Consider the following 23,620-nt stretch of genomic DNA (forward strand, 5'->3'; position numbering starts at 1 on the left):
ACCTTGTAAGCGATTCATTGTTATCTGAATGCCTGTTTGATACGGTGCGCCAAATTGTTGGACTATGACACATAAAAAAAAGTGGAAGGTGGTACTGCTGATCCTGGTTGGTGGCTTTATTGGAATACAATTTATCCGCCCGCAGATAGATCATCCGCCGGTAACAGCAGATATGGATGCGCCACCCGCCGTAAAAGCCGTGTTGCGAAAGGCTTGCTACGACTGCCATTCCAACGAAACCCACCTGGCCTGGTTTGATAAGATAACGCCCGCCAACTGGCTGGTCGCCAGCCATATCAGGGAGGGGAGGCAACTATTGAATTTTTCTCAATGGGATAGTATACCCAAAGACCAGCAAAAAGCAAAACTCTTTGAATGCTTAAATCAGATGGCCTTTGACAGAATGCCCATTCCACAATATACCATGCTGCACCCGGAAGCAAAGCTCAGCCCCGCCGATATCACCGTGCTGCAGGACTATCTATCCGGGCAGTTCGTGGCCGGGCCGCCAGATAGTAGCAAAACAATCGCTGCCAATAAACAATTCAATGTCTGGCTGGCGGCACCTTTAATACCGTCAGTTAAGCCTGCGCCCAATGGCATCGGCTTTTTCCCGGAATATAAAAACTGGCAGGCTATCAGCACCACACAACGACTGGATAATGGCACCATGCGGGTAATTATGGGGAATGACGTGGCCGTAAAAGCTATCCTGGAACAGCAAATCAATCCCTGGCCAGATGGCACCACCTTCGCTAAAATAGCCTGGGATGAACAAATAGATGCCCAGGGAAATATTATTCCGGGTGAGTTTAAGCAAGTAGAGTTTATGATCAAAGACAAACATAAATATGCTGACACTGATGGTTGGGGATGGGCCAGATGGAAGGGAATGCAATTGCAGCCTTATGGAAAAAATGCCATGTTCACGATGGAATGCACGGGCTGCCATAAACCCATGCGTGACAACGATTTTGTGTTTACGAAACCCATTAACCTTTCAACGAAATAGCCATGAAGTATTGCTTATTCTTAATCGTCAGCATGGTATTGCTTAGCTGCGGCGGGAAGCATCGGACCAACGACTACAATACCGCTGCCGCATTGCCGGATACCTTGTTGCTTCAACCGCAGGAATGGAAAGTGATCACCAGTAGTATCAATAAAACCACCCAAACCATGTCTACACTCTATGATAATGAGCTGGCGGTGAAAGCCGCCAGGAGCGGGCAGGGGGACTATCCCGCCGGTGCATTGCTGTCGTTGGTTACCTGGAAGCAACAACCGGATGATCACTGGTTTGGTGCCATTATTCCCGGCGCAGTGAAGTCTGTAGAACAAGTGTCATATACCGCGGGTAACATCTCCCCGGTATATACAAAATATACCGGTAACAGGCTGGCGAAAAGTACGGAAAGCCCGGAAGACAGCCATAACAGGACGAACTGGATCATACAACAACGCGCATCTGTCATGCCGTGAAGCATGCAGGCCGCGTCACGTTGTCTGCTTCGCCTTCTTCAATGCTATTTTATATTTGTCCGGAGTACCTGAAATATTCAGATTCATGAAACGTATTTTTTTGTCCTTATCCCGGACTTCAATGGCGTCTACCTGGTCGACATTCACCTCTTCCTGTTTTCTGCCAAATAACGCCTGGAAACCTACCTGGGTCACCATCTTCATGGGGATACGGAGGTAGTAGTTCATACTCATATCCAGCGACTGGCTACCAGATACTTCTATATAACCCAGAGACGAATTGATATTCATATTCGGTATTTGCAATACGCCGTTTTTAAGCGTCAGCTTATTACGAAGTGTATCAAACCGTACCATGCGGAGGTTCTTGTCTTTGAAATACCCGGCCATGGCCTGCATAGGGCCAAAGTCCAGCAATGTACCATTATGGATTTCTATGTCCATCTGCGATTCCGTTTCACTTAGTACAGGCGTAAGATCCGGATGCATCCGCACATAACTCTTGATATGTCCACTCAGGGTACCTTTCAGGTTGTTGTTCAACACAAAGTCCTGCCCGAAATTATCAAACTTGATGAGCAGTTTGGAGATGTCTACATTGTCCAGGTAAATCCCGTTTTTGAAATACAGCTTTTTCGGATCACTGGCATTGAACATGCCACGCATGGCTACATGACCACCGGCAATGTTCATAGCAATGGTGTCGACCTTTATTTTCTGATCTTCCCGCATATGTACATTGGCGAGCACGTTTTTCAGCCACAGCTTTTTGTACTTCACTTTTTTTACATCTACCTGTGCTTCAAATTCAGAAAAAGGAATATTGAAAATATTAAAGCCCGCAGCATGCAGAGAGTCGTTTTCCTTTACAGTAGTGCGTTTTGTAGGTGCAGCTGTAGCCACCGGATGATCAATGAAGTCATAATTCATCAGCTCATCTATATCCAGCATATTGGATTTAAACCGAAAATAATTACTGCGCTTTTGTTTGTTTTTACCCGGACCTACAGCGTAACGCATGTTCAGGTCAAAGTCCGTACGACCGACTTTTCCGGCCAGCGTATCAATAACAATAAAGCGATTATTACCATAACGTATCCTGCCGGTAACTTTTTCAATATTAATAGGATGCTCTTTCAATGTGCCGGAAATATTGGCGATGCGGGCATCTACTTTTTTGAAAACGGTATCGTATTTAATATTCATTTTAGACCGCAGCCAAACGTTGTTGGCCTGTTCATACCAATAGCCCTGCGGGATGAACTTGCGGCCACGCTGGCTGATCAGGTCATTCACTGCCAGCCGGTCTGACTTGAAGTCGAACGCAATTTCAGTATTCCCCTTTTTGATTTTATCGAACCAGATCAGGTAATTGTTCAACCTGCCTTTGAATGTAAAACTGCTGCTATCTATATTTCCGCTGAAATTAGGCACGCGTAAGCTGGTATCATTAATGATAACCGCCGCATTAAAATCATGTAAGGCATGCGGATACTGCTGGAATTTAGCATACAGCTTTTCCACTTTGAAAGTGCCGCGGGGCAAAGGGTTGGGATGCAGTAATTCCTTCACTGACGTTTCCAGTGCCAGGCCAATATTGAATCCGGTAACCACTTCTTTTGATAATATGGCATGGGTAGAATCAAATTTATATAATTCTCCCAGCTGTAAACGCTTGCTGGACGCACTGAAATTAACCGCTACCGGCTTATTCTGCTGATGAAACAACGCAGGTACATCACTGACCGATCCCTGCGCCAGTATATCGGAGCTGCCTATACGAAATGCAATGGAATCCAGCTGTAAACGCCCTTGTTCTATCTGTGCATGCACATTCATATTCCGTACGGGCAGGTGATAGCCGGGGATACGAAACTCCAGGTTTTTTACGGTTAGTTCACTCTGCACGCCATCTTTCAGTTTCGCGAGATTTTCTTCCGGAATGCGCAGGTCCACCAATTCCCGGAAATTCATATTCAGCTTTATTTCACCGCTGATCTGCTCCAGATCTTTGATGCCCAGGAATTCTCCCACAAACCGCAGGTTCAGCTCAGAATAAAGCTGCATGATGATCTGCGGGTCAGTAAAGTTTTTCATGACAAAGTTACCTTTGAACACGCCTGTACCGGGTCTTGCATTGAAATTCAATACATGCAGTTCTGAGGTCTGCAGATTATGTGCGGCGCCGTTGGTATAATACCCCTTAAAGCCCATTGAGTCTACCTTGCGGTCTATCTTCTTATTCTGAAACCATACATTTTCGCAACCAAAATTAAACGCCATGAGCGGCATGATGCCTTTGCCAATTTCACCTTTAATGATACCATCAAAGAAAATGCGGCCATCATGTTTGTATTTGTCCATCATATCGGCCACGTCTTTAGGTACCATGGCCAGCAACAGGTTCATATCTGGTTTGTCGCCTTTAACTTTAAGATCTACATAATGCTCACTGGCAGTTCCTTCCAGTTGCAACGAGGCTTCTTCGAGGCGGATAGTGCCGGGAGGTAGCGTGAGTTGTTTCTTAAGTTTATCGTAAACACCACTCAGTTTGAAGCTCAGTTGTTTATGCCGGAACAGGGAAGTATCCGTTTTGCCGGTAACATCTATCAGCAGCTTACTGTCCAGGTCAATGGCTATGCGGGCCGAGTCCATGGCGAAAGCCGTTTTTATTTTATCAATATGAGAGGAGACCTTCCAACCGGAAACATGATCCTGGTAGGTGATATCGATATTTTTCAGGATAATTTTCTTCAGGTCCAGGTTCAGGGTTTCAGCCGTATCAGCAGGAGTGGGGCTGCTACTGCCCGTAAATTCATGTGCTTTGATCAGGTCCACCTCGCCATTGGCATAACGGGCCATGTGTACACGTCCATTAGCCAATACAATGATTCGGGCATTATATTGTTGTTGTAAAACATCCGGCAAACTGAAACCAACGTACAATCTTTCTACCTGGTACAAAGGGGAACCACTCATTTTTTTGTTGGCAAAAAAAAGGACATCATGTAAAGCGATAGATATATATGGAAAATTGCTGAACGGTGAAATGCTGCTGCTTTTAATCACCAGCTCTCCGGCAAATTGCTTGTTCAGTTCTTTCACGGCCATCTGGGTGAGCCGTTCCTGTTGACTATACAGGATACCACCTGCTATAGTCACTAATAATAAAAACACACCTATGATGATCAATAGTAGTCTGATGATTTTTTTTCCCCTCTTCATGTAAACTGCCTTTCTATGCGATAAAAGTATGAAAAAAACATACTGAAAATTTATCATCTCTAAAACGCCACGCGTTTTTTATTATTTTTAACGATTCATATTAATTGCAGCTACATGAAAAGAATAATAGCGTTGTTACTATTGGCGGGAAGTACGCAAATCAGCACAGCCCAGCAGAAAAAGTTGGATAAGCTATCGGGGAACCCCGTATTCCCGGGCTGGTACGCTGATCCGGAGGGCGTGGTATTTGGTAAAACATACTGGATTTATCCCACCTGGTCTGCTGCCTATGAAAAGCAGGTATTCTTTGATGCCTTCTCTTCTCCTGACCTGGTCACCTGGACGAAGCATCCGCAAATCCTGGACACAGCTGCCATCAAATGGGCCAAACGTGCCATGTGGGCGCCTGCCATCGTAGAAAAGGACCAGCGTTATTACCTATTCTTTGGGGCGAACGATATTCAAAGCAACCAGGAAACCGGTGGTATTGGTGTGGCGGTAGCAGATAATCCTGCCGGCCCCTTTAAAGATTACCTCGGCAAACCCCTGGTCGATAAAATCATTAACAAAGCCCAGCCTATTGACCAATACGTTTTCCAGGACAGTGACGGGAAGTATTATCTCATCTACGGCGGCTGGGGACATTGTAATATTGCCCGGTTAAAGGATGACTTCACCGGCTTCCTGCCTTTTGAAGACGGCAGCACCTTCAGGGAAATTACGCCGGAAAAATATGTGGAAGGCCCTACCATGTTCAAGAAAGACGGTAAGTACTACTTTATGTGGTCGGAAGGTGGCTGGACAGGCCCCGACTACAGCGTAGCCTACGCAATCGCAGATTCCCCGATGGGGCCGTTTAAACGGATCGGCAAAATACTGGAACAGGATCCGGCTATCGCCACCGGTGCCGGCCACCATTCGGTGATTAGCATCCCAAACGAAAATCGCTGGTATATTGTGTACCATCGCCGTCCACTCACCGAGAAGGCCGCCAATTCCCGCGAAACCTGCATCGACAGAATGTATTTCGATAAAGACGGACAGATAAAACCTGTAAAAATTACCTGCGAAGGCGTCACCAAAGCCGTGATCCGCTAGACAATTTCCGTATTGCGTAAAAAAAATTCCGGATTGGATCACCGAGTCGGTCTTGCCTGCACCAATTTTGCACCACTAAAAAGCAAAACATGAGCAAGCAGACTGGCTTTGTATTTCTGATAATGGCCCTACTCTTCACTTCAGTGCGGGTAATGGCAGAAGATGAAAATGGTGGTACTATCAGAGGTAAAGTGTTGACTACAGACGGTAAAGCCGCTACAGATGTCATAATTCTCCTGAAAGAAACCAACGAATCGGCCATATCTGAAACAGACGGTTCTTTTACATTTGACCACGTAAAGCCGGGTAGTTATCACCTGATCGTTACCCTGATGGGATATGCTCCGGTAGAAGAACAGGTGGTGGTAAATGCCGGCAAAACCACTAATATCCGCCTGCAACTGGCCGTGTCCAGCAAAGCGCTCAAGGAAGTAGTGGTAACAGGCACCCATAATAAACTCATCAAAACATCCAGCTACGATGTGGCTAAGATGCCACTGAAAAACCTCGAGAATCCGCAGGTATACAGCACTATCACAAAAGATCTGCTGCAGCAGCAGGTAGTATTTTCGGTAGATGATGCACTGAAAAATGCGCCCGGATTAACGCGCATGTGGGACGCTACCGGCCGTGGTGGCGATGGTGGCGGCTATTATAACCTCCGTGGTTTCATTGTACAGAGTAAACTGCGCAATGGTCTGGCAGGAAATGTAACGGCTAAAATTGATGCCTATAACCTCGAACAGGTGGAAGTGATCAAAGGCCCTTCGGCTACCTTATTTGGCAACAGTCTCACTTCTTATGGCGGATTGATTAACCGCGTCACCAAAAAGCCTTACGATCATTTTGGCGGAGACGTGACTTATGCCATGGGGAGTTATGGCTTTAACCGCGTAAGCGCAGACGTGAACACGCCGCTGGACAAGGAAAAAGATGTATTACTGAGGATCAATACCGCTTATAATTATGAAGGCAGCTGGCAGGACTATGGCTTCAATAAAAACTTTGCTTTCGCTCCCAGTTTATCTTACAGGGTCAACGATCGCTTGTCGTTCCTCTTCGATGCGGAGTTTTCTACCGGGCAAAATACAGGTCTGAATGTATTTTTCTTCCCTTATCAGCAAACCGTTGCATCGCTGGGAACTAATCGCGCCGATGAACTGAAAATAGATTATAACCGCGCCTATGCCAGGAATGACCTGTACCAGACCTCCCGTAATACCAATATTTTCGGGCAGATGAAGTACAAAATATCCGAGCAGTGGAACATGAGTACTAATATCAGCTCCACCAACAGCTTCTCAAATGGTCCTTCGCCTTACTTTTATCTCTTGTCGGATGCTGCCGCCACTGGCGTACCCGGCGCGACAGGCAGCAACTATATTTCCCGCAACGACCAGTTTACCGATAACAGTAAAGATAATATCCTGGAGATACAACATAATTTCAACGGTGACTTCAAAATCGGTAGCCTGAGAAACCGGTTTGTAGGTGGACTGGATTATTTCTATCATAATTCCAATCAGTTCTTTGGTGGTGGAACTTACGATACCATTCCTTCTCATGGCGAAATTCCAACTTACGCCAACTTCAACCGACGTAACCTGGACACCTTGTATGCTAATCATGCTCTTGGATTTACGTTTCCATCCCGTGCCCTTTCCAGTACCTATAGCGCTTACGTTTCTGATCTGCTGAACCTGACGGACAACCTGATGGTAATGGCCGCTCTGCGCGTGGATTATTTTGATAATAAAGGCAGCTATAATGATGTGAAAGGAATCTATGAAGGAGGCTATAATCAAACGGCATTCTCTCCCAAACTGGGTATCGTGTACGAGCCATTGAAAGACAGGGTTTCCCTGTTTGCCAACTACCAGAACGGATTTGCCAATCAGACAGGTACTACGGCAGCAGGTAAAGCATTTAAACCGGAGCAGGCCAATCAGCTTGAAGGTGGTGTGAAACTGCAGTTATTTAACGGTCGTATCAATGGGACCTTCAGTTACTACAATATCAAAGTAAAAGATGTGCTTCGCCCGGATGCTGCCAATCCAAATTTTTCTGTGCAGGATGGAACACAGGTGAGCAAAGGATTTGAGGCAGAAATAATTGCTAACCCTTTCCAGGGATTTAATGTGGTGGCAGGTTTTGCTTACAACGATTCTAAATATGAAGCGGCTGCGAAAGACGTGGAAGGCATGCGGCCTGCTACCGCCGGCGCACCTTCTGTAGCGAACCTCTGGCTCAGCTATCGCATTTCTGCAGGGGTGGCCGATGGATTAGGATTTGGATTTGGTGGCAACTATGCCAGCGATAATAAAATTCAGAATGACAGAACAGTAGGTACTTTCTTCTTACCGTCTTACACTGTTTTAAATGCCAGTATCTTTTACGATCAGCCACGTTTCAGGGTAGCATTGAAAATGGATAATATCACGGATAAACACTACTGGATCGGCTATACGACAGTGAATCCACAGAAACCAAGAAGCGTTACCGGTACGGTATCGTTTAAGTTCTAAGACCATTGTGGTCCGGCTCAGGCAAGTGTTTAGGGGATAAAAAAGGGGGCGAAGCCCCCTTGATAGTTTATAAGTTTGGGTTATCACGCTCAAAACTATCAACCTGGCTAACGATTAAAAGCTTTTCCCGGGTGTGGTTGACATCGGTCTCAGGTGCCAAGTTCCAGCTGGTTCCGGATAAGCTCAAAGTATTTGTTTCTGCTTTGTACCAGCTCGGTATGCGTGCCATGTTCTATTATTTCTCCTTTTTCCAGCACAATGATCTGATCGGCATTCTTAACGGTACTTAACCGGTGTGCAACGATGACTACTGTCTTGTTTTTCATGAAACTATCAAGGTTATTAATAATGGCTTTTTCATTCCTGGCATCAAGAGAGCTGGTAGCTTCATCTAAATAGAGGAAGTCAGGGTTTTTATAAACTGCTCTTGCAATCAATATTCTTTGCTTTTGCCCGCCGCTGAGATCCGCTCCTGAATTACCTATTTTAGTATTGAATTTCATTGGCAGGCTATTAATGAAATCATCAAGACAAGCAATTCTCAGCGCTTCCCAGAGACGTTGGATATTTGGGGTCTCGTCTGATAATGCAATATTTTCCAGTATGGTGCCGCTAAAAATATATCCATCCTGCATAACGATGCCACAACGGTTTCTCCAGTGATCTGTATTCACGTTTCTCATATCAGTGTTATCAATTGAAATGCGCCCGTTTTGTAGCGAATAAAAACCAAGTAACAATTTAAGGAGGGTTGTTTTACCGCTCCCGCTGCTACCTACAATGGCCGTAATTCGCCCTTTGGGGATGTGTAGGGAGATGTTTTTAAGTACATATGGCTGATAACTCCCATCATATTTAAAACTCACATCCTCTAAGAATATTCCATCGTGTATCACATCCGGAGGAGGAACTTTATCTGCATTATTTTCATCCTCTTTCCTATGGATTTCATCAATACGTTCCACTGAAATGATTGCTTCCTGCGCTATTCGCATAAAGTCCGCGAGTGACTCTATGGGCGCGGAAAGCATGCCGGTAATATAACCTATGCCCATCATTTCGCCTATGGTAATGTTGCCGCGTATCACCCAAACGGCGCATAAGGCATTGATGATAATATTTTTAAGCTGGGTAATTGCACTTACGCCCATCGTTTGATAAAGATTAAGGCGCAGTGATTGCAATTTTAACTGGTAAAGCTCCAATTGTATCTTTCTCCAGGTACTGACCTTATTTTGCTGGGCATTATTGATTTTCACCTCGCGCATACCAGTAATCAGCTCCATTTGGGCATTTCGGTTTTCTGAAGCCAGCCTGAAATTGTAATAATCAATATTCTTTCTTTGCGCCTGGAATAGGAATATCCAGGTGATGGAGAACGCGCTCATAAAGAAGAACACCGGGAAGACCGGCGCATTATAATGAAGTAGTCTGACAGACAGTATTGTTATCAGTACAATGGAAAACAATGTCTGAATGATGCGTTGTGTGAGGAATAATTCTATCCTCTGCTGATCATCAATCCGTTGAAGTATGTCAGCATTCATTCTGTTGTCAAAAAAACGTACCGGCAGCCTTATAAGTTTATAGAGGAACTGTGAAACTACTTCCATACTCACCTGAGTGCTGAAACGGACGCCTATCAGGCCACGCAGCCAGTCAAATAAAATCTGCCCCATCAGGATTCCCCCCTGGAAAAGCAATACCGCCCAGACTACATTGATGTTTTTTGGGTTTATACCTTTGTCAACGAGTTGCTGCATTGTAATGGGCAACAAATAAGCAAGGGAAGTACTCAAAAGAAGAAAGACGATGAGCAGTAGCAGTTTTCCGCGGTGCGCCCGAAGATGGTGCGCCGTAAAGGTTACCCCTTTTTTTAAGGCTTCCCATTTTTGCACCGGAGGGAAAGGCGCAGCAAGAAATTCTTCTGTCGGTATTAATAGCAAGGCAACGCCTTTTTCATTGTTGCCTTGCCACATACGCACAAATTCACGGGCCGGCATTTTTATTCTGCCATAACCGGGATCTGAAATATAGAAATAACCTTTTTCTGATATTTTATATAACACTACAAAATGATCCTGCTTCCAGTGCAATATACATGGCAGTATTTTGTTCCTGGTCAGGCTTTCTACCGTCATCTGGTATACCGTTGCATTAAAGTGCAGTACCCGGGCTGCAGTGATCAGGTCGCCCATTGTAATTCCCGATCGCGTTACAGCACAGATGTCGCGCAGGTGGGCAAGACTACAATCTTTTCCGTAGTACTTCAGGATGATCTTCAGGCAGGTTGGGCCGCAATCTGAAAACTCCAGCTGTGTGAAGTGAGGGAATCTTTTCATAATCATGCAGTAGTTTAAACGATAGGCGCCGTAATAGCAGTGGGGTTTACGCCCAGTTTTTTCTCCAGGGTGTTACAGAACATTTCATAGTTGTTATGTTTTGTAATATCGTATTCATACTGTAACAGTAAATCCAGAAAACAACGGATGACCAGCTTTTGTACGTTCTTGGCAGCTTGTCTGAATGAGTCAAAGCAGTCGTTGAGCATCCCGATAAATTCAACAGGGCTTCCATGATAATAAGTATGTAATAGCATCACTATATCAAAGCCATCCTTGTTAATAGCCGGCACCGCTATATTCTCGTAAATGGAAGCACATAACAGGCGCATAAATGTGTCCTGCTGACTGCTGCTGAAAACACCGGGACGCTGCAGTTCCATCAGCAGCTGACGGAAGATATGCCAGAGCATTGTACGCTGATCGTCCGGTTGCAGAGCAAGCAAAGCGGCTGTTATATATTCCTTTCCTGGTTTCCACGTCCCTGTGAAGGTGAAACAGAACAGGCTTTCTGCTTCTATACGTGCAGCTTCCAGGTCTTTTTTCCGGAACTGCACCCGCAACCTGTTCAACCATTGTTCCTGTATAGAGGATACTATCATAGGAAATAGCTTAGCCTGTTCTTCACAATGCTGTATGGCTGTGTCAAGTTCCTGAAGAGCCGCATCCAGGTTGCCCTGTACATGTTGCCGGTAGGCCGACATCGCCCAGAAGATTAGTTCCATCCCCGCTTTTATGCGACTGTCAAAATTCCGGTCAAGTGCAACAATTTTTCCAAACAGCATCTCAGATGTATGCAGTTCCCTTTTCTTCAGGTGTTGCAGGCATGTTTCATAACAATAGAAATGATAAAACATCTTCCTGATTTCATCATTACTCAGTTCTTCGCTGTAGGCTTCTTCCAGCTTATTATAAATATGATAGGTGGCACTTTTGCCGGAAGGCGCGTCAATGGCTTCTATTGAACCAAACTGATACAGGAAGTTATCAATCGCATTATTCATTTCGTAGTTGTTCATATATCGTTGTATGGAGGTGAGGAATAATTGAAATAATAAATGTATCCATCGGTTTATTGGGTTAGCATTTTTCTCAAAAACAACCGCTCATCGATATTGAATTTAAATGATGGGCATGCAGGGGTACCAAAATTCCACTCCTTTGGGCAAGAGCCGCCACAAACAGGAAGAAAAGTACATTTCTTGCACCAGGTGTCGTTGGTAGGGATTTCATCGTACCAATGTCTCATAATAGCATTGCTGGTGTCTACTTTTTCGACCTGCCGAAGATTTCCTGATACGTAGGGTGTATTAAAATAGGAGGTAGTATAGGGTACATCCCAACAGGTTGAAATGTTGCCATGCGCATCGAACACTTCTGCGGATTCATCAACTACCATACAGGTATAGGTACTGCGTTGAGGTATCAGGTTACCGGGATTGAGTGCTTCGTATTCCTGCAGCTTCATAAAGACTTCTATCTCGAACTGTGCAAAGTCTTCCTTGCTAATACCATGTACTTTGCTGGCTCCGTTATCCCCCCAGTCATGTACCGCTGAGATATAAAAACCAACCTTACCCAGTATACCAGCTGCTTTCATCTGCTCCAGCAGTTCAAATACATTCTCTTTATTCTCTGCGTCAACATTGCAACGGATATTAATGCGCGCACCGGATGTGGCAAAGAAATCAGACAAGGCTATGGCCACCACATTACTGAAGATGATCTCAAAAGAGGCAGTACCATTTTTCAGCATCCTGCGTTTATCGTGAAAATCGGCGGTCCCGTCTATGGTAATCTGGTAGTCCATTATTTTATATTGCGTTACCAGTTTTTCAAAGAGGTCCTGCTTCAGTGCCAGCGCGTTGGTGATAATTTCCGCTTCATATCGCAGGTTGTGTACAGCTGCCAGTTGCATGAGCCTTTGCGAGTTGTATTCAATGCTGCTCAGCCCTGTGATGGGTTCTCCGCCATACCAGGTAATATACAGTATACTGATGTCCTTTCCTTTGGAAATAATTTTTTCTTCAATCCTGCTGATCATAAGGTCAGCCACTGTTTCATTCATCACATGTTTGGTATGGCTTTGTCCGCAGTAATGACAACCTAACTGGCAATTGGCGGAAGGTTGGATGGTGTAACTAAGTGTTTTACGATCCTTCACTTCTGTTTTATTATATTCAAGAATACTCTTCAATTCATCTTCTCCTTCAGGAACCAGCACTTCGTTGCGTATCAGTTTTTTCTGCAGATCTATGGAAAGTTGCTCATATTCGCCTGATTGAAGCAATGCCACATGAGTGTTTGGCAACTCAATGGCAACACCTGTTCTGGTAACATATACGAGTGAGTGATCAGGCATTATATCAGCATCCTGGCTCACGTATACATACCTGGATAATTTAAATTTCATAATAAATATTTTATGTGAAAAAACGGATCATTAAAGAACAATACTGCCTTACGGGGCGGTATTGCCTGGAGATGATGTAATCATTCCTGGTACAGATGACTAATAAATTTTACAGCCATTATCAGTACAGTCGCAACTACTCTTATAGGTCCCGCAGGTATTGCCAGCGCAGGTGCCATCAGATTCTACCTGATCTATACATGGGCCGGCAGCGTTACCACCCTGCAGGTGAAACGTGCTTTCTTCATTGATGATCAGAAAATCATCCTGGTTTTCTTTTTGTTGTTCCAGCGCAATATTCTGCCGAAGCATCAGCGCTTTGAGTTTTGAATTTTTCATAAATTGAGTTTAAGGAAAAATAACAGGCATAGCGATTTACATCTGTATGCCATTCAGATGCACCGGGTGTTGCAATCAACCGGTTTTTATATATCCGGAATATATTTCTTTGTTACCAGGTAATAACTTTGCTATGCATTGCAGGCAGGTACTTTACGACGATGCCTGGGGTTACTTCATATGCCTGTCTATCGTTGGGTTAACGCCGGAATGCTATTGAACTCTATTGGCTTCTTCTCCGTTACTGGTACTTTTTCTTTTTACAGCTTTTATTTTGTTGCTTCCTATCTTTTGGGTTATTGTAATTCTTATAAATCGTGTATCGCTGAATCCAGTCATATCGGATACAGAGAAATCATTTATGCTATAAAAGTGTTTTAATCGTTGCGTGTTAAATATATCTCCTGCATATAAGGAAAGCTGTGTATTCCAGGCGGGTATCTTTCGTAAAAGGCCGATACCCACCTCTCCGAATCCTGTAATTTCACTGTTGGCGCTCACTATCTTACTCAGGTAGCTGCCGTTAAATGAAACATCAATTTTACTGTTAAAGACATTGCTGAATTGCTGTGACAGGTTACACATATATAGGAAATTCCTGGTATTGCTCATGACCTGCGGTACATCAACGCTTTGTTTAAAGAGGGAAAAAGAATTGGTYAACGTGATTTTCCATCTGTTTTTCATCAGCGATTTATTGATGATACTTGTCAGGCCCCATTCATCAGAATTGCCATAGTTAAATCTGTCCAATAAAGTGGTGTCGGGTGGAATTACAATAGCTATTTGTTCAAAAAGGTGATTCTCCCTGGTATATCGTGCTATGAAAATATAGTCCTTATTGAGCGTATAAGTGATCTCTGCAATCATGCTGTTGGACGGCCTTAGCTCCGGATTCCCTTTCACCAGGTATTTATCACTGATGATATTTATGAAAGGGTTCAGCTGCGAGTAGGAGGGGCGCCGGATATCACTTCTCACAGCAAACGAGAGTACATTTTTATCATTGATGGTATAATTGAGGTAGGCTGTGGGGAAGAAATTAAAGTATTGGCGGGAGCTGGTTTGTTTTGATGTTATTTGTGCTGTTTCCAATGATGTCTCTTCTATTCTTCCTCCAACCTTTACTTCTACATGATCATTAAATTTCCTGTACAAAGAAACATAAGCAGCTGCTATACTTTCTTTGTACCTGAACTTATTGGATCGGTTTGTATTGATGATCCATTCTCCGGTTACATAATTATCTGAGAGGAGGTCATTATTTGTTTGCGTCCGTGAAAAACGTACGCCAGTCTCCAATTTAATATTACTGGCAAGCGTCTTTGTGTAGTCCGCCTTGACAGCATAGTTACGGATATGCTGCGAAGTAGCGTTACGATATCCGTTATGAACGCTATCAGGATTGCTCCTGTTATAGGATAGAAATCGTGCAAGCTGATCGTTCTGATAATTGAAGTAGTCAGCACTGATCATTAGTTCCTGTTTCCTTTTAGTATCAGTAAACTGGTAGTTAAGGTTGAAGGATAAGTAATTGGTATTTCTCCTTTCCGGGTTCTCATTATAATACTGCTCTTCCTTCTGACCACTATCAATGTAATTAATAATATTATATCCACTGTTATAATCATTAGCATGGGCTGTTCTGTACTCTGCCACTGCACCTATAATGGATTTCGGGCTGAGGGTATAATCTGCAGATGTTGAGAAGCCAACATAATTTTCGGGTTTCTTTATTGTCTGGTTATGGATTAGTTCTTTTTGTTTACCGGTATAGGTAATGTCATTGTCGCTATAATAATACCCTTTGCGGGAGCCACTGTTTACGGTCAACTGCTGGCCATACTTTTTACTACGATAGTTCAGGGCTATATTTCCGCTTTGTGAATTATAGGTAGCCTGGTTATCTGTAATGCCAACCGATCCATTCAACCCTTCCGTTTCATTTTTTTTGAGCACAATATTTATGATCCCTCCCGGGTTCCCTGCTTCGTATTTACTGGGTGGCATGGTAAACACCTCAATCTGTTGAATGTTGTCGGACGGTATACTACTCAGGTATTGCTGCAGGTCTTTCCCGCTTAAAACGCTTTTCCGGTTATTGATATATACAGAAACGCCTTGTGTCCCCAGCAGGGATAAGGTGCCCGATTCCTGTGCATTCACCATGGGGGTCTGTGTTAAAACACCCCAAATATTATTTCCTGCAACGAGGCTGGTGTTTTGAACATTAAAAACAAACCGGTCAATCTCTTTTTTAAAAACGGGCCGGCTTGACGTGACGGTTACTTCTTTTAATGTCCTGGTGGGATCCGAAAGATTTACGGTAATGAAAGTATCCCGTTGCAAAGGGATTATCAGCTTGCCGGCAAGCTGATAATTTACGCTATTTATTTTCAGTTGATAACTCTGTCGGGTGAGGTTATTAAAAGTAAACTTTCCCAGTTTATCAGTGACGGCATTGTACTGCCTGGCACTATCAACGGACACAAGTTGAACAGGTATATCGGACAACAGATGATGCGAACTATCGGACATTACCCCTTGAAGCGTATGTTGCGCTAATACTGTTGTACAATAGACCGATAAAAGAAAAAATAAACAGATAGTTCGTACTGTTGTGGTATAACAGGGTTTATTCGTCATATCATCTGTTTTCAAAGGGATATGACTATTGTATGGTATTTAATGTCAGTTTTCCTGTCCTGGGTAAGGAGAGGAGCAAGGATATATGTAATCACCTTAAATCGTAGAATGGCTAACAATGAGAAATACATAAAATAGGGTTGGATAATTGGGTCGGGTTCATTCCGTGATGAAATTAATTATTTCCATTGGAATTATTCATGAAATCTATATCAAGATAATAAATAAGTAGAATTACGTGCCATAAATAATGCGTAGACATACTTATTTATGTATTTTATATATATAATAATAACATTATCTTTTTAGATAAGCTGGAAGAGGTACAAAACGAACAGGCAGGAACAATCACGCTGCTATTTTCGCACCATTTGGTATTTCATACGGCGTGGTGCGTATTTTTTTACGGTAGTTCACAAAGATCACAGTAGCAATGGCGCCTGCCAAACCAGCTACGAATACGGTTAACCGGGGACCAATAAAGTGAGCCAGCAATCCGGTAAGCAAACTACCCACCGGGATAATACCCTGGAACGCCATGATATAATAACTGATAGCCCTGGCCCGCATTGATGGGATAGCATGTGTTTGAATGTAGGTATTGATAGACGCCGTTTGTGCCATCATGCCCACGCCGGAAAGCATCATGAATAACAATGCCAGTGGCAACCAGCCGGAAAAGGCCAGCAACAACACACTCAACGAAAATACCAGGCTGGCGGTAATCAGGATCTTCACCAGGTCTTTATTGGGCTTTAGTTTGGCCATGTAGATGGCGGACACAATAGATCCCAGTCCGGCGGCACTTTCAAACCAACTGAATGTTTTAGCATCTCCGTTGAAAATATCTTTTGCAAATACCGGCATCAGGGTATTAAAAGGAATGACGAATAAACTGCTGGCACTTAGCATTAGCAGGAGGGAGGCCAGGTCTTTATCTCCCGAAATATAATGAAAGCCTTCCTTCAGCTCCGCCCATATACTCCTGTCGGATTTAATGACGGGAGGCAATACAATTTTCATCATCCACAACGAAATCAGTACAGGTGTATAACTCAGAAAGTTGCTGACAAAACAGATATCCTCACCAAAAGTACTGAGTATAATCCCTGCCAGCGCCGGACCCGCAATACGCGCAAAGTTTGCCATGGTAGAATTCAGAGCGATGGCATTGGGGAGGTCTTCTCTTTTCTCCACCATCTCTACCATCAGCGACTGACGGCAGGTGACATCGAAGGCATTGATCACGCCCTGTACAAGCGAAAGAAAAATGATCCCGGGGATATTGTAGTTACGTAACAGGATCATCAACGCCAAAGCGCCTGCCTGCAACATCGAAATGATCTGCGTGATCATGAGTATGCGGTAACGGTTATGACGGTCTATATAACTACCCGCATACGGCGACAGCAGCAGGGAGGGAATAAGACTTACAAAGCTCACTACTCCCAGCAACACGGCCGAATTAGTGAGGCGGTATACGAGCCAGCATACCGCTGTTTTCTGCATCCAGGTACCTATAAGTGAAATTGATTGTCCGTAGAAGAAGAGCCGGAAATTCCGGGAATTTAAAGCACGAAAAACATCCATCTGATTAACATATTTGAGGCAGTAGGCCATTTATAATCTGATGCAAATTTCGGGAAGATCGATATATTTGATAAATAGATTGTTTTAATGATATTCATTGGTAAAAACGATTGATATATGGAGCGACGCCAACTGATGTATTTTGTTAAGGCCGCCGAAACAGCGCATTTCACAGCCGCCGCAGCGGCGCTGTATATTACGCAGTCGACTTTATCACAGCAGATCAAGCAACTGGAAAATGAGCTGGGCATGTTGTTGTTCGACCGGATTGGCAAACATGTACACCTCACGGAAGCCGGTGGCGTATTTCTGCTGCATGCCCGGCAAATATTACTGGACGTAGAGAAAGGGCGACAAGCTATTCAGGACCTGCAAAATATGCTGAGCGGGGATTTACGTATAGGCGTTACGTATGCTTTTACTTCTTTCCTGTTGCCCGCACTGACTACCTTCCCGGTAAAGTATCCCGGTATCAAAATATATATTGAATATGGTACCACGGAGTTGCTGGAAAGTAAACTACGGGCCTCGGAACTGGACCTGGTACTGGCTTTTCACCAGGAAGCCTTTTATAAAGATCTGGAGACAAAGGAATTGTTTCGCTCCAAAATTGTAGTCGCCGTATCGAAAAAGCACAAGCTGGCAGGAATGAAAAAGATCAACCTGCAAAGTCTGACAGGCATGGACCTGATCTTTGCCTCCCGGGGCTTCAGCGCCCGCGACTCCGTGGATGAAGTGCTGGAGCGGAATAAAATTCAACCGGCTGTAAGAATTGAAATGAATGATGTACACTCTATATTGTCGCTGGTAGAAAAGGGACATTGGGCCACGTTACTGAACGAGCGGGCATTGTTGGGCTGGAAAAACCTGGTGGGCATTCCTATTGAGGGCAGGGAGTTACAACGTCGTGCTTATATTATCTGGCAGAAAGAAACCTATCATAAAAAAGCTGCAGATCTGTTTATTCAGGAATTATTAAAAGGATTACCCGTAGAAGGGAAGTAGCTGTAAATATTTTCCGGCAGGCGTGACCGGAACAACAGATTTCAAATGGCACTCAGCAGCGGCATAGTGCCGCCGCCGGGTGACCACAAGTAGGGGTTATTGTGCTTTTCGCAAATCCGCGATGTTACATTTATAATATTGTTCAAATTCCTCCGTCAGTTCTTCCCAACTGTTATGTTTGGTGAAGGTGGAAATATACGTGAGGGTATGATTCGTTTCAGTGATCATTTTAAACGCCAGCGCCATGTTTTCCTGTTGTATCAGCACGTTCACCGGAATATGGTATTCCTGTTCAAAGGGTCTGTCCAGGAACTCAGGCACTACCCCGAATTTGCTGCAGAGATGTTCTACACTGCCGGCTTCCGCGGGGTGCTGAATAATATAATGGGTAATTTCCCGGAGTTGTTGCTGGTGACTTTCCTTCAGCATAACCGGAGCTATGGGAGCCAGGTAGCGCAGGTAAGTACTGTAGAAGTCAATGGCACTGCGCCGGAAGAAGATATCGGCAGCTTTGCCAATCAGCTTACAGTTCAGTATCCGGTTCATCACCTGGTAGTTCACCTCATTCAGCCGGAATGGGAGCCTGTTGGAAGGGTTTAACGCTTCTTTTACACCTACTTTGTTAATGATGCTAAAGACGGGAAATTCTTCTTTCAAAGCTGTCAGGTGGTGAATGTTGAGGTTTACGTGGAAGTTCATGATAAACTCTCTCTCGGTAACCACCGTCCCATCGTCCGAGGCGGGGTTGAAAGTATCACCTGCTTTTTTGCTGAGCCGCATTTTCATGGAAACGGGCATATTGTTGTCAGCAAAACCGGATACGGTGGCTGGTAGCAGGTATTTGGATGGAGGCACCGTTGTAAGTTCCACCCCTTCTTTCAGATGTATCAGGTGGTAATAGATACTAAGCTCGTCCATCTGCAGTTGCTGATCTATAATAATGCCGTTATCATCAATATCTGTATAACATTTGGCATAAGGGATCAGCTGGGACTGGAGGTAGCTGGGAATGCACTCGTAGGTGGTGTAGACGCGGTCATTCCTGTCAATCAGGAGGTACTTGTTTTCTGGTTGCTTCATGGTTACTTGCCTTTGTGTTGCCTATTATTTGAAATGCAGTGTGCTGTCTGCGGTAAAATAATAATCAGTTCCGGTAGTGGCTTTTATCCCTTCCAGGAGAAAACTGATGGGCGTTTTCTTGTCCAATAAGCCGGTAAAGGGTCTGCTGGCGATTGCCGGATTGTCCAGGGATGCGTGGACGCCGTACCAGCGGAAAATAACGTTACATATTTCATCCATTCGTGTGTCTGAGAAACAATAAAGTCCCTTCTGCCAGCCCAGTTCAACGGTGGCGTTAAACGGTTGTGTATCGATAGTGGCGTTTTCCTTATGGAAGATGGCTTGTTGTCCGGGTTTCATCATAACGGTCTTTTTGCCGGCTTTCATTCTTACTTTACCATCTACCAGGGATACTTTTACCACACTGCTATCGTAGCTGTTCACATTAAAGGTAGTACCCAATACTTCTACAGTACTATTGGGAAGGTGTACCAGGAAAGGTTTACCTGCCTGTTTGGCTATTTTAAGATAGGCTTCCCCGTTGAGCGTGATTTCCCTGTTGCCTTTAAAGCTAAAAGGGAAGTCCATCCGGGTGGAAGCATTGAGCGTAACTACGGAGCCATCCGGGAGGGCTACTTCATAGCTCTTACCCTGCGGCACGATCAGTGAATTCATACCTGCCGGTAATTCTTCACCAGTATTAAGAAAGAGCGTATTATCCTTGTTAATAATTTGTTTGCCGCCAACGTTAATATTGCCGGTAGATTTTGTAAGATTGACGGTAGGCTGACCGGCTATTTCCAATAGTACATCCGGAATAAGGATCGCTGCCTGGGCTTGTTTACGGGGGAATATAGAGTCCCATTTCCAGGCTGTCAGCGCCACCAGTGCCAGTACGGCCGCTGCTGCTGACCATGTCACGAGTACGCGGCGCAGGGATTTCTTCGGTTTAAAATCGATCACCTCCAGCCAGGGGGCCGGTGGTGGAGGTATGGGGATCATAGAAAGTTGTTCCCATTTCTCCCGTACTGCAGCATCTTCTTCGATTAGATCCTCCAACAATTGATCATCTGCTGCGGAAATTATTCCCGCAAGCTTTTCAGTCATTAGCCTGTATATTTCGTCTGCGCTGTTCATGTACACTATTAACCGTTTATTTAATTGGCCGGGGTATTAAAAAAGGATTTTTTTTAAAGATGCCCGTAAAGTTTTCAGCGCGGTGGCGACTTGTTTTTTCACAGTTTCTTCACTGGTGTCCATGAAGGCCGCAATTTCTTTGCGTGTTTTGTGCTCCTGGTAAGCCAGCCTGAAGGCGATTGATTGGCGCTCCGGCAGCTGGCTGATGGCGGTTTCCAGCTGTTCCTTCAGTTCGTTGTTTTCTAACCTGCTTTGTGGATATGTGTAGGTTTCAGGCAGAATGATGTCTTTTAATCTTTTGCTTCGCGTGGCATCCTTAGCTATTTTATTCAGACAGCGGTTGCGGATGCTGACAAATAAGAAATTTTTCAGAGAATTGGTGGTACTCAGGTCTATCCGCGCACTCAGGTCTTTTTGCCAGAAATCAATAAAAAGATCCTGTACCAGCTCCTGGGCCTCCGTTTCGTTTTTCAGTATAGACACAGCAGTTACGTACAGCCACTGACGGTAGGCACTGTAAAAATACTGGAAAGCCGGAAGACTGCCCGTCTTCAGTTGTGCAAGCAATTCAATATCGTTGATAGATGCACTCATGCTGGGATTTAGTTGATAATGGCAAACCCGGTATCTGGTTGCTGTTGTTTCAAGGGTGTTATTACGCGGTTATTTAATGGTAACTGTCAGTCAAATTCACATAAAGCACTGAAAATGACCTTCTGAAAGACAGTTTGTTTTTTCGATACACTTACATGCACATGTTTATATTCGATGCAATTGGCGCGACGGATTTTTATTTACCAACGAAGTTTGTTAATGAATTGTTATTCTATTAACAAATGAGTCCATTTCATCGGGGCTATACATCGGGAAGTCATCCCCGCATCAAGTCCACCTCTGCTGCAGAGCTTTTATAGGTACATAGCGGGTGCTAGGCATCTCCGCATCAAGTCCACCTCTGCTGCAGTGCTTTTATAGGTACCTGGCGGGTGCTAGGCATCTCCGCATCAAGTCCACCTCTGCTGCAGAGCTTTTATAGGTACCTGGCGGGTGCTAAGCATCCCCGCATCAAGTCCACCTCTGCTACAGTGCTTCTATAGGTACCTGGCGGGTGCTAGGCAAAGGATCGACAGCATCTACATAATGAAAGGCTAACTATCATGTGCCGGATGCCCTGAGTTGCCCGGCTGAGAGCGCAGGGTATGTGTAACAGGAGATGTTACAGAAATAGCTGAAAACAAAAAGCCATTGTGTAGTAGCATAAAGCGTAAATCATTCGCTTATATCTCGTACACAATGGCTTTTTGCTTTCAGCCTTTAGCTATTTCTTTTTGGCACCACGCTTTTTAGGCTTGCCATATTTCAACATCATCTTTTCTTTATGCGTCACCTTCTTGTTGGTTTTCCTGTTTTTGGCCAGCTTTTCGTGGAAAGCAGGGCCTACATCTTCCCGCTTAGGTGCTTTCACCAGTACATTACGCATATGTATCTTCGGTTTTTCATCTTCCGTCAACACATCAGAAATAGTTAAATCCTCTGGTAAAGGTTGTTCAGGAATCACGTAATTCATCAGGCTTTCTATCCGCGACAAGTTTTCTGCTTCTGCGTCTTTGGTAAAGAGAATAGAAATACCTTTTTTATCAGCTCTACCGGTTCTGCCTATACGATGTATATAGTTTTCGGGTACTTCCGGCGTGTCAAAGTTAATGACATGGGTGACCTCGGCAATATCAAGCCCACGGGCAATGATATCGGTAGCAATCAGGAAACGGTATTCATTTGCCTGGAATTTGCGAACGGTATTGAAACGATGATTCTGTTCTTTATTGGAGTGAATGATACCTACCTTGCCGGGAAATTCTTTCTCCAGCTGTTCATGCAGGTCATCGGCTAACTGCTTGGTTGCCGCGAAGATGAGGGTTTTGGTCATCGTCTGATCGTCTGTAATCAGCAGCTCCAGCAGGTTTACTTTGGTATAGAAGTTAGGTACCTTGTACACAATCTGGTCAATATTCTCCAGGGGAGTACCGGTAGGTGCCGCTTCAATCCGCAGTGGATTGTCGAAATGCGTTTGAATCATTTTCTCTACATCTTCCGTAATGGTAGCGGAAAACATCAGGTTTTGCCTTTTCGGAGGCAACAGGTCCATGATGTTCCTTAACTGTGTACGGAAGCCCAGGTTCAGCATTTCATCTACTTCATCGATGATGAGGCGCTTTACAGATTTTACTTTCAGTGCGCCACTGAGGATAATATCGTACAGGCGTCCGGGTGTGGCCACCAGTATATCCAGTTTATCCTGTACGGCTTCCATCTGGGGATTCATATTTACCCCGCCATACACACCCAGTACAGATACATTCATGTACGTGGTAAGTTTCTTCACCGCTTCCACCACCTGTACTACCAGTTCTCTGGTAGGTACAATAATCAGCACAGAGGGGTATTTCTCTTTCGAAAACTTAAACTGACGAAGGGTTGGTAACAGGTAAGCAAATGTTTTACCTGTTCCGGTTTGCGCAATTCCGCACACATCCTTGCCGGACATGATCACAGAAAATGCACGCTGCTGTATAGTCGTAGGTCTTTTATAGCCTAATTCATCTAACGCATTTAATAAAGGAGTATTGAGGTTTAAATCACCAAAAGTCATGATACTGCTATAATATGAACGGCAAAGATAGCTTTTTTTAGCTTTTGGCTTTTAGCCTTTAGCTTTTAGCTTGCCATATGTTGATCTCCGCTGCATTTGCTAAAAGCTA

At 44.3% G+C, this 23,620-nt stretch carries 16 protein-coding genes; 5 read left to right on the forward strand and 11 right to left on the reverse strand.

From position 1 onward, the window contains the following. Window positions 1-64 precede the first annotated feature (64 nt). Both AC1DP6_RS17740 and AC1DP6_RS17745 read left to right on the forward strand, forming a co-directional pair. Window positions 65-1,012 (forward strand): heme-binding domain-containing protein, encoded by a 948-nt coding sequence (locus tag AC1DP6_RS17740; protein ID WP_477056033.1) that lies wholly within the window; start codon window positions 65-67, stop codon window positions 1,010-1,012. Between the two features lie 2 nt (window positions 1,013-1,014). Then, on the forward strand, window positions 1,015-1,482 hold the full coding sequence (locus AC1DP6_RS17745) for a cytochrome P460 family protein (protein ID WP_477056034.1): 468 nt from the start codon (window positions 1,015-1,017) through the stop codon (window positions 1,480-1,482). A 15-nt stretch (window positions 1,483-1,497) separates the two neighbouring features. Here AC1DP6_RS17745 and AC1DP6_RS17750 read toward each other — a convergent pair whose 3' ends face one another. After that, window positions 1,498-4,707 (reverse strand): hypothetical protein, encoded by a 3,210-nt coding sequence (locus tag AC1DP6_RS17750; protein ID WP_477056035.1) that lies wholly within the window; start codon window positions 4,705-4,707, stop codon window positions 1,498-1,500. A 114-nt stretch (window positions 4,708-4,821) separates the two neighbouring features. Here AC1DP6_RS17750 and AC1DP6_RS17755 point away from each other — a divergent pair, with 114 nt between their 5' ends. After that, window positions 4,822-5,805, forward strand: coding sequence for a glycoside hydrolase family 43 protein (locus tag AC1DP6_RS17755; protein WP_477056036.1), 984 nt, complete (start codon window positions 4,822-4,824; stop codon window positions 5,803-5,805). A gap of 89 nt (window positions 5,806-5,894) precedes the next feature. Beyond that, window positions 5,895-8,330, forward strand: coding sequence for a TonB-dependent siderophore receptor (locus AC1DP6_RS17760; RefSeq protein ID WP_477056037.1), 2,436 nt, complete (start codon window positions 5,895-5,897; stop codon window positions 8,328-8,330). Window positions 8,331-8,479: 149 nt separating this feature from the next. On the opposite strand, the gene AC1DP6_RS17765 is transcribed toward AC1DP6_RS17760, so the two are convergent. The 6 genes from AC1DP6_RS17765 to AC1DP6_RS17790 all read right to left on the reverse strand — a co-directional run bounded on the left by AC1DP6_RS17765 (window position 8,480) and on the right by AC1DP6_RS17790 (window position 17,660). After that, window positions 8,480-10,672 carry a peptidase domain-containing ABC transporter gene (locus tag AC1DP6_RS17765; RefSeq protein ID WP_477056038.1) on the reverse strand — a complete coding sequence of 731 codons (2,193 nt, stop codon included), beginning with the start codon at window positions 10,670-10,672 and terminating at the stop codon, window positions 8,480-8,482. A gap of 14 nt (window positions 10,673-10,686) precedes the next feature. Beyond that, on the reverse strand, window positions 10,687-11,691 hold the full coding sequence (locus AC1DP6_RS17770; protein ID WP_477056039.1) for a hypothetical protein: 1,005 nt from the start codon (window positions 11,689-11,691) through the stop codon (window positions 10,687-10,689). Between the two features lie 53 nt (window positions 11,692-11,744). Then, on the reverse strand, window positions 11,745-13,085 hold the full coding sequence (locus AC1DP6_RS17775; RefSeq protein WP_477056040.1) for a radical SAM protein: 1,341 nt from the start codon (window positions 13,083-13,085) through the stop codon (window positions 11,745-11,747). 99 nt (window positions 13,086-13,184) lie between these two features. Next, window positions 13,185-13,424 (reverse strand): hypothetical protein, encoded by a 240-nt coding sequence (locus tag AC1DP6_RS17780; protein ID WP_477056041.1) that lies wholly within the window; start codon window positions 13,422-13,424, stop codon window positions 13,185-13,187. A gap of 213 nt (window positions 13,425-13,637) precedes the next feature. Then, window positions 13,638-15,962 (reverse strand): outer membrane beta-barrel protein, encoded by a 2,325-nt coding sequence (locus tag AC1DP6_RS17785; protein WP_477056042.1) that lies wholly within the window; start codon window positions 15,960-15,962, stop codon window positions 13,638-13,640. Window positions 15,963-16,418: 456 nt separating this feature from the next. Further along, a complete protein-coding gene (locus tag AC1DP6_RS17790) occupies window positions 16,419-17,660 on the reverse strand; it encodes an MFS transporter (RefSeq protein WP_477056043.1) in 1,242 nt (413 codons plus the stop codon). Between the two features lie 117 nt (window positions 17,661-17,777). On the opposite strand from AC1DP6_RS17790, the gene AC1DP6_RS17795 reads away from it, so the two are divergent. Then, window positions 17,778-18,665 carry a LysR substrate-binding domain-containing protein gene (locus tag AC1DP6_RS17795; RefSeq protein WP_477056044.1) on the forward strand — a complete coding sequence of 296 codons (888 nt, stop codon included), beginning with the start codon at window positions 17,778-17,780 and terminating at the stop codon, window positions 18,663-18,665. A 96-nt stretch (window positions 18,666-18,761) separates the two neighbouring features. Here the strand turns inward: AC1DP6_RS17795 and AC1DP6_RS17800 are convergent, their stop codons facing one another. The 4 genes from AC1DP6_RS17800 to AC1DP6_RS17815 all read right to left on the reverse strand — a co-directional run bounded on the left by AC1DP6_RS17800 (window position 18,762) and on the right by AC1DP6_RS17815 (window position 23,511). Continuing rightward, entirely contained in the window at window positions 18,762-19,745 is a 984-nt protein-coding gene (locus AC1DP6_RS17800) for a hypothetical protein (RefSeq protein WP_477056045.1), read from the reverse strand. Window positions 19,746-19,769: 24 nt separating this feature from the next. Next, a complete protein-coding gene (locus AC1DP6_RS17805; protein ID WP_477056046.1) occupies window positions 19,770-20,831 on the reverse strand; it encodes a FecR family protein in 1,062 nt (353 codons plus the stop codon). A gap of 66 nt (window positions 20,832-20,897) precedes the next feature. Further along, complete coding sequence (locus tag AC1DP6_RS17810; protein ID WP_441576968.1) at window positions 20,898-21,455, reverse strand: RNA polymerase sigma factor; 558 nt, start codon at window positions 21,453-21,455, stop codon at window positions 20,898-20,900. 724 nt (window positions 21,456-22,179) lie between these two features. Beyond that, window positions 22,180-23,511 carry a DEAD/DEAH box helicase gene (locus tag AC1DP6_RS17815; RefSeq protein ID WP_477056047.1) on the reverse strand — a complete coding sequence of 444 codons (1,332 nt, stop codon included), beginning with the start codon at window positions 23,509-23,511 and terminating at the stop codon, window positions 22,180-22,182. Window positions 23,512-23,620: the final 109 nt, after the last annotated feature.

It is taken from the genome of Chitinophaga sp. 01L420 (genome assembly GCF_056399985.1).